General features: G+C 67.2%; 16 protein-coding genes. 5 read left to right on the top strand and 11 right to left on the bottom strand.

Annotated elements, in window-relative coordinates:
* Window positions 1-12 precede the first annotated feature (12 nt).
* A complete protein-coding gene (locus ACN2C8_RS08700; protein ID WP_419255849.1) occupies window positions 13-1212 on the top strand; it encodes a glycosyltransferase family 4 protein in 1200 nt (399 codons plus the stop codon).
* Window positions 1213-1255: 43 nt separating this feature from the next.
* On the opposite strand, the gene ACN2C8_RS08705 is transcribed toward ACN2C8_RS08700, so the two are convergent.
* The 7 genes from ACN2C8_RS08705 to ACN2C8_RS08735 all read right to left on the bottom strand — a co-directional run bounded on the left by ACN2C8_RS08705 (window position 1256) and on the right by ACN2C8_RS08735 (window position 7712).
* Window positions 1256-1510 carry a hypothetical protein gene (locus tag ACN2C8_RS08705; RefSeq protein WP_419255507.1) on the bottom strand — a complete coding sequence of 85 codons (255 nt, stop codon included), beginning with the start codon at window positions 1508-1510 and terminating at the stop codon, window positions 1256-1258.
* Window positions 1511-1666: 156 nt separating this feature from the next.
* Complete coding sequence (locus ACN2C8_RS08710) at window positions 1667-3157, bottom strand: Ppx/GppA family phosphatase (RefSeq protein WP_419255509.1); 1491 nt, start codon at window positions 3155-3157, stop codon at window positions 1667-1669.
* Window positions 3158-3220: 63 nt separating this feature from the next.
* Window positions 3221-3622: a hypothetical protein gene (locus ACN2C8_RS08715; protein ID WP_419255511.1), complete on the bottom strand. Its 402-nt coding sequence runs from the start codon at window positions 3620-3622 to the stop codon at window positions 3221-3223.
* A complete protein-coding gene (locus tag ACN2C8_RS08720; protein WP_419255513.1) occupies window positions 3619-5832 on the bottom strand; it encodes an RNA degradosome polyphosphate kinase in 2214 nt (737 codons plus the stop codon). The genes ACN2C8_RS08715 and ACN2C8_RS08720 overlap by 4 nt, the downstream gene beginning before the upstream one ends.
* A 222-nt stretch (window positions 5833-6054) precedes the next feature.
* A complete protein-coding gene (locus ACN2C8_RS08725; protein WP_419255515.1) occupies window positions 6055-6750 on the bottom strand; it encodes a chromosomal replication initiator DnaA in 696 nt (231 codons plus the stop codon).
* Window positions 6751-6869: 119 nt separating this feature from the next.
* Window positions 6870-7208 (bottom strand): hypothetical protein, encoded by a 339-nt coding sequence (locus ACN2C8_RS08730; protein WP_419255517.1) that lies wholly within the window; start codon window positions 7206-7208, stop codon window positions 6870-6872.
* Window positions 7209-7385: 177 nt separating this feature from the next.
* Window positions 7386-7712 (bottom strand): GIY-YIG nuclease family protein, encoded by a 327-nt coding sequence (locus tag ACN2C8_RS08735; RefSeq protein ID WP_419255519.1) that lies wholly within the window; start codon window positions 7710-7712, stop codon window positions 7386-7388.
* Window positions 7713-7920: 208 nt separating this feature from the next.
* On the opposite strand from ACN2C8_RS08735, the gene ACN2C8_RS08740 reads away from it, so the two are divergent.
* Both ACN2C8_RS08740 and aspS read left to right on the top strand, forming a co-directional pair.
* Window positions 7921-8703 (top strand): EcsC family protein, encoded by a 783-nt coding sequence (locus tag ACN2C8_RS08740; protein ID WP_419255521.1) that lies wholly within the window; start codon window positions 7921-7923, stop codon window positions 8701-8703.
* Between the two features lie 841 nt (window positions 8704-9544).
* Window positions 9545-11383 (top strand): aspartate--tRNA ligase, encoded by a 1839-nt coding sequence (aspS, locus tag ACN2C8_RS08745; RefSeq protein WP_419255523.1) that lies wholly within the window; start codon window positions 9545-9547, stop codon window positions 11381-11383.
* A gap of 65 nt (window positions 11384-11448) precedes the next feature.
* On the opposite strand, the gene ACN2C8_RS08750 is transcribed toward aspS, so the two are convergent.
* From ACN2C8_RS08750 to ACN2C8_RS08760, 3 genes are all read right to left on the bottom strand, one after another.
* Window positions 11449-12366, bottom strand: a complete 918-nt coding sequence (locus ACN2C8_RS08750; protein ID WP_419262238.1) for a pentapeptide repeat-containing protein — start codon at window positions 12364-12366, stop codon at window positions 11449-11451.
* A gap of 103 nt (window positions 12367-12469) precedes the next feature.
* Window positions 12470-12973: a pentapeptide repeat-containing protein gene (locus tag ACN2C8_RS08755; protein WP_419255527.1), complete on the bottom strand. Its 504-nt coding sequence runs from the start codon at window positions 12971-12973 to the stop codon at window positions 12470-12472.
* 71 nt (window positions 12974-13044) lie between these two features.
* On the bottom strand, window positions 13045-15750 hold the full coding sequence (locus tag ACN2C8_RS08760; RefSeq protein ID WP_419255529.1) for a ribonucleotide reductase: 2706 nt from the start codon (window positions 15748-15750) through the stop codon (window positions 13045-13047).
* 218 nt (window positions 15751-15968) lie between these two features.
* Here ACN2C8_RS08760 and ACN2C8_RS08765 point away from each other — a divergent pair, with 218 nt between their 5' ends.
* Both ACN2C8_RS08765 and ACN2C8_RS08770 read left to right on the top strand, forming a co-directional pair.
* Window positions 15969-16364 carry an NADH:ubiquinone oxidoreductase subunit NDUFA12 gene (locus tag ACN2C8_RS08765; protein ID WP_419255531.1) on the top strand — a complete coding sequence of 132 codons (396 nt, stop codon included), beginning with the start codon at window positions 15969-15971 and terminating at the stop codon, window positions 16362-16364.
* A 5-nt stretch (window positions 16365-16369) separates the two neighbouring features.
* Window positions 16370-16978 (top strand): DUF2155 domain-containing protein, encoded by a 609-nt coding sequence (locus ACN2C8_RS08770; RefSeq protein WP_419255533.1) that lies wholly within the window; start codon window positions 16370-16372, stop codon window positions 16976-16978.
* Here the strand turns inward: ACN2C8_RS08770 and aat are convergent.
* Window positions 16915-17565 (bottom strand): leucyl/phenylalanyl-tRNA--protein transferase, encoded by a 651-nt coding sequence (gene aat, locus ACN2C8_RS08775; RefSeq protein ID WP_419255535.1) that lies wholly within the window; start codon window positions 17563-17565, stop codon window positions 16915-16917. The genes ACN2C8_RS08770 and aat overlap by 64 nt on opposite strands.
* Window positions 17566-17580 lie beyond the last annotated feature (15 nt).

The following is a 17580-nucleotide window of genomic DNA, read 5'->3' on the forward strand; positions in this document are numbered from 1 at the left end:
GGCGTGGTGGACTTGAGATCGGATCAACCGTTCGGCTTTCGCCGCCTTGCGGATGGCGCGCCAGCGACAGGACAGGCCGTTCGCCTGGTGGACACGACCATGCTCTACGCACCGCGGAGCGGCGGCGTGCGCCGATATCTCAACACGAAGCGAGCCTGGCTGGCCGCCAACAGACCGTCAGTGCACCACACCCTGGTTGTTCCCGGCGCGCGGGATGCTCATGACGGACAGGGCCGCGTGTCGATCTATGCCGCGCCCTTGCCGTTTGGTGACGGATACCGGTGGCCCGTCGTCAAGCAGGCCTGGATGGAGCGGCTGATCCGCCAGAGGCCGAGTATTATCGAGGCCGGTGATCCCTATACACCCGGCTTGGCCGCATTGCGGGCCGGTGACGCCCTGGGAGTACCGGTGGTGGGGTTCTGTCACACCGACCTGGGCGCGCTGGCGGCGCTGCATATCGGCGAATGGGCTGAGAAGCCGGTGCAAAAGCGCTGGGCGGCGATCTATGGTCAGTTCGACCAAGCCGTCGCGCCGAGCCGCTTCATCGCCGGCCGGCTGATCGAGGCCGGCGTCACCAACGCCATCGGCCTGCCCCTGGGCGTGGATGTGGATATCTTCCATCCCGGGCGCGGCGACCGCGCAGGCTTGCGCGAATCTCTGGGTCTGAGGCCCGACCACAAAATCCTGGTGTTCGCCGGACGGCCCGCGCGGGAAAAGCGGCTGGACGTGCTGGTGGAGGCCGTCGAACGGCTCGGCGATCCCTATGTGCTGCTGTTGATCGGCGCGGGAAGCGGCGCGCCGGCCAGTGATCGCGTTATCTGTATGGACTATCAGCGCGATCCACAGGCCTTGGCGGCTATACTGGCGGGCTGCGACGCCTTCGTGCACGCCAACGACAACGAACCGTTCGGCCTGGTCGTCCTGGAGGCGATGGCCTGCGGACTGCCTGTCATCGGCGTCGCGTCAGGCGGAGTGGCTGAATCGGTCGACGCCTCGGTGGGCGAACTTGCTGCCGCATCGGAGGCGCGCGCCATGGCCGAGGCGGTGGAGTCCGTGTTTGCGCGCGGCTGCGAGGCGCTTGGTCAAGCCGCCAGGCGTCGGGCCGAGGAGCGGCACGGCTGGGATTCTGTTTTCCTGGCGCTTTGCCAGATCTATGGCCGCCTGACGGGCGCGGCCGGATTTTCCGACGCCACGTCAGCTCTGCGACACTAAGGGCGTGTTCGGCGAAGTGTGAGCCACTTCGCCGAATAACGTCCTAGTGGGGCAGGATCGCGCCGCCGGCCGCGAGGCCCAGGGCGCAGAAGACGCCAAGGTGAAAGATGATGCCGATCGCCACGGTGCGACGGACGGACCAGGTTGTTTCCTGGGCGAAGACGCGTGCAATCTCGTGCTGGAGGCTGTGCGCGGCGCTCTGGACCGGCGCATCGTTTTCATTGGCAAGGCGAAGAGCAGGGCGCTGGCGCGGGTTCTGCGCGATGGCGTCCAGATAGTCCACTTTACGCTGCAGCATCACTGGGCCTCCCTATGTGTTTCAAGGCACAGTAGAGAAATCAAGCTAACAAAATGTGCTCAACAGGCGGCGCTATGATTGCGTCATCCTGCCTCACGATCAAATTGGGTATGTTTAGACTGCATTAAGCACGTCAACTACTGATCAACACCTTGTTTAGGATGTCGAGATCTTCAGTTTAAGGCCCAAAAGATGGGCCGCCGTGCCGGCTCGCTTGCTAGTCTGTTCGCCCAGCAGCAGGTCGGCATAGCCAGGCTCGGCCGTCAGGATCAGCTGGGTCTTGTCGATGGTCAGGCGCGAGCGGGCCAGCAGGGGCGCGCTGCGGCCCGACAGGTCGCAGCCCAGCCGGATCGCCGCGCCCAGGGCCCTGGCGCGCTTGAGGCGAGCCGGGGTCAGCAGGCGCGCCAGCACGTCCAGCTCGGGCGGGTCGAAGGTACTGGCATGACGGGCATAGGCTGCCGTGGCCAGGAAGGCGCGCTCGTCATGGCCCTGGCCGGCGATCGGCGCGCGCAGCACCTGTTCGAACACCAGGTCGGCGCGATGGTCGGGGTGCAGGCGCGCACCCAGGTCGGCCAGACGGCAGGCGGCCGACATCAGCACCGCGTCGCGGCCCTCGTCGAACAGCGGCGGCAGGCTGGTGAAAGCCGGGGCGATCCAGGCCTGCAGGCCTGCGCCCAACTCGTCGGCGACGCCCTGGCGGGCGCCCAGCGAGGCGCAGCCCTCGATCAGCGGGTCCAGGCCTCGGGTGCGCGGCGGCATGGCCTCGAACAGCAGGCCCTCGCGCACGCCAAAGGCCGAGATCTCGATGCGCTTGACGCCAAGGCTCTCGATCAGGCTTTCCAGCACCACGGCGGCGTAGGGCAGGGTCTCCGAGCGCTTCTTGCTCATGCCCTCGATGCGCTCCAGCGAGCTCTTCGACTGGTGCGAGACCAGGCGCGCGGCTTCAAGCGCCTCGCTGGCGCTGATCTCGTACTGGTGCACGACGTGCAGCGGATAGCCCGACATCCGCATGTGCAGCAGGGCCAGGTTGCGCCAGGCGCCGCCGACGGCGTGGAAGTTGTCGGTCCGGAAGGCGCTGGTCACCGGGGCCAGCCGCTGGGCGCATAGACGGCGCACCCGGTCGGCGTCGAAGCCTTCCGACAGGCCCAGGCTGAAGGGGCCCAGGGGCAGGGTGACGCCCAGGCCCGCTCCGGTGCTTTCCAGTCGGATCAGCTCCAGGCTGGCGCCGCCCAGATCGCCCACCACGCCAGTGGCCTGAGGGGCGCCGGCCAGCACGCCCAGGGCGGCGTAGCGGGCTTCTTCCTCGCCGCTCAACACCCGAACAATCAGGCCGGTCTCGGCCTTGACCCGAGCCACGAAGGCGGGGCCGTCGCTGGCCTCGCGAGCGGCCGCAGTGGCGACCACGAAGGTCTCGGCCGGGGCCACCGCCTCAAGCACGGCCCGAAAGCGTTTCAGGGCCGCCAGGGTCTGCAGCACGCCGTCGGGCGACAGCCGGCCGTTGTCGCCCAGATCACGGCCCAGGCCCGCCAGCACCTTTTCGTTGAACACCGTCCAGATGGCGCGGCCTTCCAGCCGGTACACCACGAGGCGCACCGAGTTGGATCCGATATCGATCACGGCCGCGTCGCGCGGCGCCGGGAAAGGCATGAGCTTGGTTTAGCCTATTGAGACGCGGGAGAAAGCGGGGCCGGACGAAAATCGCGCGGGACGTCAGGACGCGCCATTAATCCGGCACGCGAGCAAGCGCCAGCGGGTTTCGGTTCTTACGTAGAAGCAGGTGCCGAAAGTCTTCTGCGCGCCGTTGGTCCGCACGCCGCCCTTGGTCGCGGCGTGGTTGCCGTTCAGCAGCAGCATCTCGACGGTCGGCGCGTATTTCGGGCAGGACCCCCACGAGCGGATCTGGCCCAGACGCAGGCCGGGACCATAGATTCGGCCCTTGGCCTGAAGTTGCCGATCGACCGGGGCCAGGGCCGCGCCGTCGCCGATCCGGTCGACGCCGGGCACGCCAGGCTGGGCCAGGATGGCGCAGATCTGCGCCTGCTCCGCCTGACCGGGACCACAGCCAGACAGGGCCAGGACCGCCGGGACCGTCAGAGCGGCGAGACGCCTCAACCCTTGCCTTTTCGCGGGCCCACATGGTCGAAGGCCATCGGCAGATCCTTCACCTTTTGGCCGCGGCCCGACAGGCTGGGATTGGTCATGAAATAGTCGTGGGCCGAGAAGGCGCCCTTCTTGTCCCAGGCCGGATCGCGCGTGTAGCCGCCATCGCTGTTGAGGTTCCAGCTCTGGGCCTCGTCATTGAGGTTGGCGACCATGATCTGGTCCAGTACCTGCTGATGCACGGTGGGGTTCTCGACCGGCACCAGGGTTTCCACGCGGCGGTCGAGGTTGCGCGGCATCCAGTCGGCCGAACTGATGAACAGGCGCGTCTGCGGGCCGGGCAGGTCGGCGCCGTTGGCGAAGGCGACGATCCGGGCGTGCTCCAGGAACCGTCCGACGATGCTTTTGACCCGGATATTCTCCGACAGCCCCTTCACGCCCGGCCGCAGGCAGCAGATTCCGCGCACCACCAGATTGATCATCACCCCGGCCTGGCTGGCGGCATAGAGGGCGTCGATGATCTGGGGATCGACCACCGAGTTCATCTTGGCCCAGATGCCGGCGGGCTTGCCGGCCCGCGCATTGGCGGCCTCGAGGCTGATCATCTTCAGCAGGTCGGGCTTGAGCGTCTCAGGCGAGAAGCTCAGCTTTTCCAGCCCATGCGGCTGGGCGTAGCCGGTGATGAAGTTGAACAGCTTGCCGCCGTCACGGCCCAGCGGGCCGTCGCACGTAAACAAGGAAAGATCGGTATAAACCCGCGCCGTCTGCGGGTGATAGTTGCCGGTGCCGAAGTGGCAATAGGTACGCAGGGCCTCGCCCTCGCGGCGCACCACCACCGACAGCTTGGCGTGGGTCTTCCAGTCGACAAAGCCGAACACCACGTGGACGCCCGCGCGTTCCAGATCGCGGGCCCATTTGAGGTTGTTCTCCTCGTCAAAGCGCGCCTTGATCTCGACCAGGGCCGTGACGTTCTTGCCGTTGTCGGCCGCCTCGATCAGGGCCGCCACGATCGGGCTGTCCTTGGAGGTGCGGTACAGGGTCTGCTTGATCGCCAGCACATTGGGATCGCGCGCCGCCTGACGCAGGAACTGCACCACCACATCGAAGCTCTCGAAGGGGTGGTGAACCAGGATGTCCTTCTCGCGGATCGCCGCAAAACAGTCGCCGCCGTGGTCCCGCACGCGCTCGGGGAAGCGGGCGTTATAGGGCTTGAACTTCAGGTCCGGGCGATCAGGCGGGATCAGCTCGTCCATCTGGGCCAGGCCCAGCTTGCCGTCCACCAGGATGACGTCGTCGGGCTCGGCGCGCAGGCCCTCGACGATGAAGTCGCGCAGGTCCTGGGGCATGGAGGTCTGGATCTTGACCCGCACCACCTGGCCCAGGCGACGCTTCTTCAGGCGCGCCTCGAACTCGCGCACCAGGTCTTCGGCCTCTTCCTCGATTTCCAGGTCGCTGTCGCGGATCAGGCGGAACAGGCCGCGGCCCTCCACCTCATAGCCCGGGAACAGGTGGCCCAGGAACAGGATGATGAAGCTCTCCAGCGCCACGATCCGTCGCTCGCGCTTCTTGCCGCGCGTGGTGACCGAGCCGATTTCCCAGAACCGCTGCACCTGGCTGGGCACCGGCACCAGGGCGTACAGGTGCTTGTCGTCGGCGATGCGGCGCAGCTTCAGCGCCAGGCAGAAGCCCAGATTGGGAATGAACGGAAACGGGTGGGCCGGGTCGATGGCCAGGGGCGTCAGCACCGGGAACATCCGGGTCAGGAACAGCTCCTCGGCCTTGACCTTGTCGTCGCCCTCGATGTCCTTGGCGTCCAGAAGCTTGAGGCCCTCGCCCCACAGCTCGGCGCGCACGTCGCGCCAGATCTTCTGCTGATCGACCATCAGGTCGAAGGCTGAGGCGTTGATCCGCGTCAGCTGCTCGCCGGGCGTCAGGCCGTCCTGGCTGACCACCCGCACGCCCTCGCGCACCTGGCCCTTCAGGCCGGCCACCCGCACCATGTAAAATTCGTCGAGATTGTTGGCCGAGATCGACAGGAACCTCAGGCGCTCCAGCAACGGATGGCGCCGATTGGCGCTCTCTTCCAGCACGCGTTCGTTGAAGGCCAGCCACGACAGTTCGCGATTGATGAACCGCTCGGGCGAGGCCAGCAGCGCCTTGTCCAGGCGGCAGGCCGTGTCGGCTTCAGTGACGGGGGTCGGCAGGGGCGCGGCGTTGGGCATGCGGGGAACCATAGGCGAACGGGGTTCTCACATGGTGAACGTGGGACGTGACGGGGGCAAGACACTGGAGCCCCTTGCAAACCAAGCCTGTCATCCCGGACAAGTCCGGCGAACGCCGGGCGCAGATCCGGGACCGCCGGACGCGCTGAGCTCAGGCGTCGGTCCCGGATCTTCACGCTGCGCGCTCGTCCGGGATGACAGCCGTTTTGAAGAGAAGGGCCCTCAGTCCTCCCCCTCATCCCCCTCAAACGCCAGCACCTCGCCGGCCAGCACCCGGGTAATCGCCCGCCCCTCCGCCGACGCCGCCTCGTCCAGCTGGTCGACCGCCGCGATGGCCTCCAGCGACGAGCGGGGGATGCGGCGCAGCAGGTAGGGATAGACGTCGGCGGCCGGGGTCATGGCCCGCGCCGCGAAGGCCCGGCGCAGCACGGCCTCCAGCACGATGTCGTCAGGCTCGTCGATGCGGGCCACGGCGGTGGCGTTAAGCCGCGAGCGCAGATCGGGCACCGCGCAGTCCCAGGCCACGGGCGCCAGCCGACCGGTCAGCAGCAGGGTGCCGCCGTCGACCCCGGCCATGTTGATCAGGTGAAACAGGTCCTCGTCGTCCAGATGGCCGCCCTGCGCCCGCCGGTCGGCGTCATCGACCAGCACGGCGCGGCCGCGCAGGGCGGCCAGGTCCAGCGGGGCTGCAAGGGGATTGGCGGCCTCGACCACCACGGCGTTGGCCTTCAGGGCCCAGTCGCGCGCCAGATGGGTCTTGCCCGCGCCGGCGGCCCCGATCAGGGCCAGCCGCCCGTCGCCCCAGCGCGGCCAGGCGTCGATCGCCGCGATCGCCTGGGCGTTGGTCGGCGAGGCCGCGAAGTGCTCCCGCGCGAACGACGGCGGGCTGTGCAGCGGCAGTCTGAACTGACGGGACAAGTCGGCGGCGTCCGGCGTGGTTACTGGGTGTGCTGGATATAGGCCGGGTGCGGCGGAAGCGCGAGCGGGGCGGGGCAGGGAAAGTGGGGATGGAGATGAGCAAATGTGGATGAAGCCGTTCAGAATCCCCACCGCACTGCCAACAACCCAAACCCCAGCAAGATCACCGGCCCGAACACCGCGAACGTCCAGCGGGTGATCCGCTCCGGCAGGAAGGTGTCGTAGGCGCCGTCCTTGCTCGCGCCGTACTTCACGGCGATGGCGGTCAGGGGGCATTTGAGGCCGAAGGCGGCGAAGACCACGCTCTCGACGGCGACCAGCGCGGCCGCCCCCCACAGCCAGGGGCCGTGCGCGCCGGTGATCCCGGCATAGAGGACGACGAGGCTGGCGCCGGCCATCACGACATAGATCACCGTGTGCAGGGCGCGGACCAGGGTCAGGCGTTGGGCGTCGGTCATGGGGGCAGTCTAACCTTCCAAATACTCCCGTCATTCCCGCCCTTGTGGCGGGAACCCCTGTTTCAGCTTGCACGTGAGGCGCAAGCGAAGTGCGCGCGCACTTCGCCCCTCCCGCACCTGCGGCGGATAGAGAGGTTCCCGCCACAAGGGCGGGAATGACGGTGGAGGGGGCAGTGCTCAAACCTGCCTGGGAACCGGGGTCCATTCAAAGACGGCGGCATAGAGATCATCCCAACAAGGATTGTCGCGTTCGATCAGGTTGATTTTCCACTGGCGCGGCCACCGCTTGATCGAGGTTTCGCGCTGGATCGCCTCGGTCATCACGTCGTGGATTTCGTACCAGACCAGGCGCTTGAGACCATATTGCCGGGTGAAGCCGGGCAATTGGCCTTCCCGATGCTGGCCAATGCGCGTGAAGAACTGGCCCGTAACGCCGGTGTAGAGCGTCCCCCGATAGTGGTCGGTCATCATGTAGACCGCGATCCAGGCTTCGCGTGGGACCATGGCGGCTGCTCCCCGTTTTCGGACCAATACAGGAACAACACACTCCCGTCATTCCCGCCCTTGTGGCGGGAACCCCTCGCGCCGCCGCAGGTGCAGAAGGGGCGAAGTGCGCGCGCACTTCGCTTGCGCCTCACGTGCCAGCTGAAACAGGGGTTCCCGCCACAAGGGCGGGAATGACGGAGGGTATGGGGGCTAGTATATCTAACCCATGCAACACCCACCCCCCGACCTCGCCGCCTGGCGCGCCGCCATGACCAAGCCCGCCGGGCCCCTAGGCGGCCTCGCGCGCAAGGCGCAGGTCAGGATCAACCAGATCATCCCCGAAAAGGTCCACGCCGCGATCACCACGGCCATGGAGGGGCTGACGCGGGGCATCCTGACCGGGGCCGACTTCGCCACCGGCTCGCCCCAGCACGGCCTGACCCTGGACGAGAAGCGCGCGAAAGCCGCCGCCGCCATCGACGGCTGGAAGAAGACCGCCAGCGTCGAGGGCGGGATCACCGGGGCCGGGGGCTTTCTGGCGGCGGCGGCCGATTTCCCGCTGCTGATGAGCTTCAAGATCAAGCTGCTGTTCGAGATCGCCGCCATCTTCGGCCATGACGGGACCGACCTGGATGAGCGGCTCTACATCCTGCACATCTTCGAGCTGGCCTTTTCGGACGCCGGCCATCGGGCCCGGGTACTGGCGGCCATGGACGACTGGGACGCGCGGCGCCCAGAAAGGTGGGGGGCTGAGCGTCCCGACACGCTGGAGGCCTTCGACTGGCGGGCCTTCCAGCAGCAGTATCGCGACCATATCGACCTGGCCAAGCTGGCCCAGCTGCTGCCCGTGGTCGGCGCGCCGGTCGGGGCCATCGTCAACTGGCGGCTGGTCGAGTGGCTGGGCGTTACGGCGGTGATGGCCTACCGGATGCGGGAGGCGGGGGCGAGCACGGGCCCCACCACGGGGATTGCGAGCGCGCCGTCCCCCGATGGGGATGGGGATAAGTGATCCTTCTCCCCTTGCGGGAGAAGGTGGCGCGCAGCGCCGGATGAGGGGTCGATAGACCTTTCGGGATGAACGCCCCGCCTTGCGGGGCAAGGCTTTGAGGTTGGCGCGCCCCCTCATCCGTCAGCCTGCGGCTGACACCTTCTCCCGCAAGGGGAGAAGGGAAAGAACGGGGACTTGCGCGGGCGTTCAGCAAACTTATCCGACGCGCTGAAACCTCCCGTATTCTGTACCCACCTCGTCGCGAGGAAAGGGCGCAAGGCCAGCGACCATTGCGGCGGCGGGGGGTGATCGAGCGGGGCTGGGGTCGAGGGGGATACTCGACCGGTCCGGGGATCTGGTTGCTGGCCAGACCCGCCCGCCGTCGGCGTGGTTGAAGGCAACAGGGCGTGTCTGGCTGAAAGCCCGTCCTCTTCGACCGCCGGAACGCGCTGGAAACGGCGATATCCGGGTCCCGTTAAGGCCTTAAGAGGGCCACCCGACGGGAGGCTGGCGGAAAACGATGACGCGGAGCGCTCGGCTTCGTCGAAACGGTTACTTCTATTCAATTCCGGACGTGGTCCGGACGCTCCGCGACCCTTTCCATCGCCATCGCAGCGAAAGCGCGGGGGTGTGAAGCTGTGCCTGCAAATCCTCCCCCCAGCGGGGGAGGTGTCGGCCCGCAGGGACGACGGAGGGGGAAGTGATGCGGCGCGTCAGCCATCCTTCCCCCTCCGGTCCTTCGGACCACCTCCCCCTTCAGGGGGAGGATCTGAGCTGCAGAATCCTTGACATCCACGCCCCCCCATGCGCCTTTCCGCGCCTTGCAAATCAACGCGTTCCCGCGATTTTCGAAGACTTTGTCATGACCACGATGCACGCCTACCGCACCCACACCTGCGGCGCCCTTCGGGCTAGCGACACCGACGCCAATGTCCGCGTGTCGGGCTGGATCCACCGCAAGCGCGACCACGGCGGCCTGGTCTTCATCGACCTGCGTGACCATTACGGCCTGACCCAGCTGGTGCTGCACCCCGAGACCCCGGGCTTTGACATCGTCGAGCGCCTGCGCGCCGAGAGCGTGATCAAGGTGGACGGCAAGGTGCTGGCCCGCGACGCGGCGGCCGTGAACCCCAACCTGCCGACCGGCGCGATCGAGATCCACGTCACCGCCGTGGAAGTGCTGTCGGAAGCCGCCGAGCTGCCGCTGCCGGTGTTTGGCGAGCCGGACTATCCCGAGGAAATCCGCCTCAAGCACCGCTATCTGGATCTGCGCCGCGAGACCCTGCACAAGAACATCGTGCTGCGCTCAAGGGTGATCCACTCGATCCGTCACCGCATGGTCGAGCAGGGCTTCCTGGAATACCAGACCCCGATCCTGACGGCCTCGTCGCCGGAAGGCGCGCGCGACTTCCTGGTGCCGTCGCGTCTGCACCCGGGCAAGTTCTATGCGCTGCCCCAGGCCCCGCAGCAGTTCAAGCAGCTGCTGATGGTTTCCGGCTTCGACCGCTATTTCCAGATCGCCCCCTGCTTCCGCGACGAAGACCTGCGCGCCGACCGGTCGCTGGAATTCTACCAGCTCGACATCGAGATGAGCTTCGTGACGCAAGAAGACGTGTTCGCGGCCATCGAGCCGGTGATGCACGGCGTGTTCGAGGAGTTCTCGGGCGGCAAGCCGGTGTCGCCGATCTCGGGCACCCACACGTTCACCAACGATTTCGGCGCCACGCTGGAGCATGCCGGCTTCGAGCGCCTGACCTATGCCCAGTCGATGAAGTGGTACGGCAGCGACAAGCCCGACACCCGCAACCCGATCAAGATGGCCGACGTCTCCGAGCACTTCCGCGACGGCGGCTTTGGCCTGTTCGCCAAGATCCTCGGCGCTGATCCGAAGAACCGGGTGTGGGCCATCCCCGCGCCGACTGGTGGTTCGCGGGCGTTCTGCGACCGCATGAACAGCTGGGCCCAGGGCGAAGGCCAGCCGGGCCTGGGCTATGTGTTCTGGTCCGAGGACCTGGGTGCCTGGGGCGGCCCGATCGCCAAGAACCTGGGCGAGCCGACGCAGGCGCTGATGGAGTCGGTGGGCCTGGGCAAGGGCGACGCCGCCTTCTTCGTGGCCGGCGATCCGGCCGTGTTCGCCAAGTTCGCCGGCCTGGCCCGCACCCGCGTCGGCACCGAGCTGAAGCTGGTGGACGAGAACCAGTTCAAGTTCTGCTGGATCGTCGACTTCCCGATGTTCGAGTGGAACGAGGACGAAAAGCGCGTCGACTTCTCGCACAACCCGTTCTCGATGCCGCAGGGCGGTCTGGAGGCCCTGGAGACCCAGGATCCGCTGACCATCCGCGCCTATCAGTACGACATCGTCTGCAACGGCTATGAGCTGTGCTCGGGCGCGATCCGCAATCACAAGCCCGAGATCATGCTCAAGGCCTTCGAAGTGGCCGGCTATGGCGCCGAGGTGGTGGAAGAGCAGTTTGGCGGCATGCTGAACGCCTTCCGCTTCGGGGCCCCGCCGCACGGCGGTCTGGCCCCCGGCATCGACCGGATCGTCATGCTGCTGGCCGAGCAGGTCGCTATCCGCGAGGTCATCGCCTTCCCGCTGAACCAGCAGGGCCAGGACCTGCTGATGAACGCCCCGGCCGAGGCCGCGGAGCGCCAGTACAAGGAACTGCACATCCGCTCGGCCCCGCCCATCAAGGTGTAGAGCGAATAGAAAAAGGCCCCGGTCTCGCGACCGGGGCCTTTGAAGTTTTCAGGGTCGCGTAGAGCCTAGTATTTCGGGGGCTTGGGCGGCGCCGGCGGCTTCGGCGGACGGGGCGCGGCCCAGGCGGATGCGGCCTTCTCGGCCTCGGCCTGGGCGCGGGCGGCCTCGGCCTGGGCGCGCTTGAAGTCGACGATCACCCGGATCTGGCGGGGGTCGCCATGGCAGGTCCGCAGCGACAGGCCGCGGGGCAGGCGGGTGGAGCCGTCGCCGCAGGTCTCGTCCAGCTGGGCCTGGTCCAGACCCTTGGCGCCCGACAGATCGGCTCCGCCCAGCATGGCGTTCGAGAGGTCGGCGCCCCGGAAGTCGGCGCCGTTGAAAGTGGCCCCGCGCAGGGCGGCGCCCGTGAACTCGGCGTTGCGGAAGTCGGCACCGTCGAAGCGGCCGCCCGACAGATTGGCGGCGTTGAGCTCGGCGTTGCGGAAGGTGGCGTCGCGGCCGTTGACGTTGGCCAGATTGGCGCCGCCCAGCTCGGCGTGGCTGAGGTTGGCCTTGTTGAGGTTGGCCCCGATCATGTTGGCGGCGTTCAGCTCGGACGACGACAGATCGGCCCGCAGCAGGCTGGCGTTCTGGAAATTGGCGCCGCTGCTCTCGATGCCGGACATGCGGGCATCGCTGAAAATGGCGTTCTGGAAGTTCGCGCCGCGCATCTCGGCGCCGCGCATGTCCGACCGGGTCAGGTCGGCGCCCTGGAAGTTGGAGCCGTAGAAGGCCGCGCCGCGCAGGTCAGAGCCGATCAGGATGGCCTTGGCGAAATTGGCGCCGCTGAACTTGGCGCCGGTCAGCTTGCGGCCCGACAGCTCGCAGCTGACGCACATGCCGCCGAACGACACCAGACGGGCGACGTCCTTGTCCTCGGGACCGGCCTGGGCCTGTCCGGCCAGGGCCGTGAGGGCCAGCGTCAGAACCGCGAGTGAAACGCCCATGCCGGACATCGAAATCTCCTACCAGCCAATACGCGACTGCATGAGTTACGATTTGGGGCCCCGAGCGCCCCGGCGCCACTTAAATCGCGGTAATGACAGCAACTTAACGGCAACCGGGGATGGAAAGCCCACGCGGCAAACGGGTGGAATCGTCGCCGCAGGCCCGGTTCAGCTGGCCCTGGGACAGGCCTTTGGCGCGGTCCATTTCCGCGCCCGAAAAATTCACGCCGCTCAGATTGGCGCCGGCGAAATTGGCGCCTTCGAGGAAGGCCCCCACGAAGCTGGCATGGGTCAGATCGGCCCGGGCGAAGCTGGCGCCGCCGAACACGCCGCCATAGGCGTTGACGTCACGCAGGTCGCCGCCGGCGAAGCTGGCGCGGTTCATAACCACGGTGGAAAGATCGGCCTGGCGCAGACGCGCCTTCGACAGATTGACGCCGCGCAAGGTGAGGTTCGACAGGTCGGCCTGGAAGAGATTGCAGCCGGGGCAGCTGGCGCCAGCCCGGACCTTGGCGATCTGGCTGGGATTCTGCGCCACGGCCGGCGCGGCGACGGACAAGGTGGCAGCGCTGAGCGCCAGGGCGGCGAGGCGGGCGATCGGGGTCATCTTCAGACGCATCCTGGCGAGTATCGGCGCAAGCAGCATGACGCCGGAAGTTTAAGGCCAGACGAACAAGCTCAGGTGGCGGGTTCCGAACGGTGGGACTGCGCCCCACAGCTGTCGCAGACGGTGATGGCGCCGCGCTGGGTCAAGGCGATATCGCCACACGCCGGGCAGAAGTCGGCTTCGCTGCTGGCGGCGCGTCCGGTCTCCTGGGCCTTGCGACCGCCGAACGGCAGGAACACCAGATTGTCTGTCGCCGCGCCGCGCGAGAAGCCTTTGGAGATGAACTTGCTGGCGGGCAGGGGCTCGGACTCAAGGTCGGGCGCATCGGCCTTGCCGTGGCCCAGGCCGTCGGCATTGAACTCCTGCGGATCGGCATTGGCCAGATCGTCGCGGCCCAGATACGAAACCCCCAGTTCGCGGAACACGTAGTCGAGGATCGATGTCGCCGACTTGATCGAGTCGTTGCCCGTCACCGGCCCGGCAGGCTCGAAGCGGGTAAAGACGAAGGCGTCTACGAACTCGTCCAACGGCACACCGTGCTGCAGGCCCAGCGACACCGCGATGGCGAAGTTATTCATCAAGCTGCGGAAGGCGGCGCCCTCCTTGTGCATGTCGATGAAAATCTCGCCGACCTCGCCGTCATCGTATTCGCCGGTGTGCAGATAGACCTTGTGGCCGCCGACGGCCGCCTTCTGGATGTAGCCCTTACGACGATCCGGCAGTTTGCGACGCGAGCGGTCGCGCTCGACGATCTTCTCGACGATCCGCTCGGTAATCACCGGGTCTCGCGCCGGCTGGCGCGGCGCCTCGACGGGCTCTTCGGGTAGGTCGAGGCGGAAGCCCGCCGGCGGATCGGCGCGGTTCAGACGCAAGGCGCGCACCCCGACCCGGGCGGCGGAAGCCTGGAGCCGGGCGCCATCAACCGGACGGGCGTCGAACGGCAGGTGCAGGACAACAGCCACCGGCAGGCAGGCGAAAGTCTCTACAGCGGCGACCATGGCCAGGCGGTCGGCCAGGACCGGCGCTTCTGCCGAAAGAAACACGGCCCGGACATCGGCGCTAAGGGCCTGGCAATCGGAGAGCAGGCCGGTTCCGAGCGCATGGTGTTCGGCGGCGAGGATTTCTGCGGGCGAGAAGCCGGCAAAGGCCAAGGTATCGAAATCGGCTTGGGCGAGAGCTCGTGTGGGTGCGCCCAGCACATCGCCGAGGAAGCCCGCGCCGACAACCGCCGGCGCGAAAGCCTGTCGCAGGCCGCCGGCCGAGCGTAGCACGTCCTCGACCTGTTCGATTTCGTGGGCCGTGAAGCCTCGGGCTTGCAGGATGCCATGATCGATGGCGGGCGAATCGATCAGCGACCCATGGCCCAGCGCATGGCGGCGGGCGGCATCGATCTCGGCCTTCGCGCCAGAGAGGCAGTCGAACGCCGCAGCGCTGAATGAGGGCACCAGGAGCCCATCGGCCGTCTGGACCGCCGACACGGGCGCGGCGACGCCGGCCCAGCCCATCGGTCTACCGCCAAGCCGCAGGGCGGCTTCCGGATCCTCGAAGGCGGCAACCAGGGCGCATGACCTAAGGCCGTGCTTCTTGGCCAGGCCATGGGCCATGGCCAGGGCCGTGGCGGCTTCCGAGGCCAGCGGCGAGCGGAGCGCGGCGGCGCGCACTCGTCGTTCGGCCAGGCTGCGCAGAACGATTTGCCGATCCTGAGCGAAGGCAGACTCAGCCCCAAGACTTGCAGCGGCTTCGGCGCTGGCGGCCAGGGCCGAGCCGACGGTGAGGGCCCACAGCGCCGCAGCGCCGTCCCTGCCATCGCTGCTGGCCAGCGAAAGGCCCCGGGCCAGCAGCCAGTCGCCGACGCCGGCCAGGCCAAGCACGGCAGGGCGATCACCGCGCTCGATCTCCAGCGCGGTCGCCCAGATGTGCACGGCATAGGTGAAGCCCTGAATGTCGAAGGCTTCGTCTGACTGAAAGGCGGAGGCGTCAATGGCCGCGCCCAAGGCCGCGCCCCTCGACAGAGACTCGGCGTCTTCCGGCGACAAGGTCAGGGTCAGGGCGCTGGTTTCCCAGCCAACCTGGGCGGCGAAGCTGGCATTATCGTCTCCGGCCGAGACCGTTGCCCGCAAACCCGAAGCGACCATGAGGGTCGCTGGCTGAGGGATGCTGTCGACCAGGGGGGTCCGGGGCGCGCCGACGAGCGCAATGGCGTCCGAAATCATCCGGTCATCGGCGCCGAGATCCCGGGCGCGACGGGCGGCGCGCGCCAAGGCGCTGTTCTTGCGCGGATCTGCGCAAGCCCGAGCGTCGCCTTGGCAACGTTGGACAGAGTCGCCCACCTGGGCGAGGGCGGCGTCCAGACGGGCGGCGGCCTTGCGGGACAGCGCATGGCTTCGCCGGCGACCCAGTTCATCTTCAGCAACCTGTCGGAACTCGATTTCCGCGATGTCGGGCAAGAGGTCCAGTGTCTGAACCGCCTTGGTCGGCGTGGCGACGCCGTTCAGCATCGTCGCCAGCAGCGCGTCTCGGAATGCCCCTGCGTCGGCCGCGTCCGCGAGCAGACCCTTGGCCAGCCCGAGCTTGGCCAGGCGGTCGGCATATCGGGCGGGACCGCCGCCCAGCGGAGCGTCGAGATCGATCGGCTCGCCGGCCCAGTCCAGCCACGCCTCAACTCGCGCATCGGTCCAAGTCGACGGGGCCAGGACCTCGACGATCGCGTTGCTGCGCTCAAGGTCGCGTCGTTCCGCCCGGAAGGGCTGATCGACATATCCGGACTGACTACGCATGGGCGATTCCGCGGCTGGGCGCCAAGAGAGACCTAATCTAGATCGCAGGCAGACGCCCTTCAATAGATGTTGGGGGCGCTGGCCATACGGTCCACAAGATGTTGAATTTCAGCGCCCCGGTCAGATGCTGGACGCTACGGGCTGGCCGCCCTATAGTCCGGCCGCTTCGTCGCGTTCGCCGCGACATGGAAGTCCTTGCAAATTCGGGTGCAAACGTAGTGCTGAAAGCGATCTTCACGTGGTGGAACGGCGCGACCCTGGGTCAGCGGTTCCACATTGGCCGTCGCGGCGTGTTCGTGGGCATGGACGATTTTGGCAACCGATACTTTGAAGCCCGCGACACCAGCGACAGCTATGACGCTCACAAGCGCCGCTGGGTGATCTATGACGGCTACGCCGAGGCCTCGAAGGTTCCGGCAGAGTGGAGCGGCTGGCTGCACTATACGTTCGACGAGCCGCCGACCACCAATCCTCTGCCCCGCCGCAGCTGGGAAAAGGATCATATCCCCAACCTTACCGGCACGGTTCACGCTTGGCGTCCTAAGGGCTCACTGACCCGCGGTGGCCAGCGCGCTGTGGCGACCAGTGACTATCAGCCCTGGAAGCCGGAATAGGCCCGATGCGGCGCGGAGCGATCCTTAGCGCGTCAGTGCTGGCCATCGGCCTGGCGATGGTCGGCGTAGCATCCGCGCGTCAGTCGAGCGCGCCGATTGCCCCGCAAGCGCCGACGGCTCCGGTCGCGCCGACCCCGGATGCGCCCCAGCCGCGCGTGGCCGTTCCAGTGCCGCAGCCTGATCCCCAGGTCCAGCAACCGGTCGCCAAACCCGCCTCCACGAAGGTGGTCACACCCGCCAAACCTGCTGAGCCCGCCAAGCGCAGCCGCTCGTCAGTCGCCATCATCCAGGCGCTGGACAAGGTGACGACCGAAACGATGCGCTTCGAAGCGCCCGTCGGTCAGCCCATTCGCTACAAGACCCTGATCTTCACCGTCCGGGCTTGCGAAACTTCGGCTTCGGACGAGGTCGCACCGGAATCGACGGCCTATGTGATGGTCGACACCCAGCCTAAAGCGGTGGCCGGACGGGTCGCCCCTCCCGGACGGCAGGTCTACAAGGGCTGGATGTACGCCAATTCGCCGGGCATGAACCCGTTGCAGCATCCGGTCTATGACGCCTGGTTGATCGCCTGCAAGACGTCAACGCCGGTCGCGCCGGCCGAGAAGCGGTAGAAATCGGCCTGGGCCGGCCAGGCCTTGACGAGACGCCGCCTGTAGTCGGCTCGCGAGATCTCGACCGCGCCAAACTGCAGCAGATGATCGGTGATGAACTGAGTGTCGAGCAGCCGATAGTCGCCGAACTTTAGTCGCGCCACCAGATGGGCCAGCGCTACTTTGCTGGCGTCGCGCTCGGTGGAGAACATGCTCTCGCCGAAGAACGCTGCGCCCAGCGACACGCCATAGAGGCCGCCAACCATCTGGCCGTCTCGCCAGCACTCGACGGAATGGGCAAAGCCGCGTGCGAAAAGTTCGCCATACAGCTGCTGGATCGGTGCATTGATCCAGGTTTCCAGCCTGCCAGGGCGGGACGTCGCGCAGGCCTCAACCACAGCATCGAAGGCGCTGTCGATGCGAACCTGAAAGACGTCTGAGCGAACGGTGCGCGCGAGCCTACGGGGAATGTGCGCGCTATCCAGCGGCAACACCCCCCGTCGCTCGGGATCGATCAGGAAGATGCTCTCGTCATGACGCGCATCGGCCATCGGAAAGACGCCACGCTCATAACAACGGATCAGATCATCGACCGTGAAGGCGTCCATGCGCGCCCCGCCAGC

The sequence above is a fragment of the Caulobacter sp. ErkDOM-C genome (assembly GCF_048541825.1).
GTDB lineage: Bacteria > Pseudomonadota > Alphaproteobacteria > Caulobacterales > Caulobacteraceae > Caulobacter.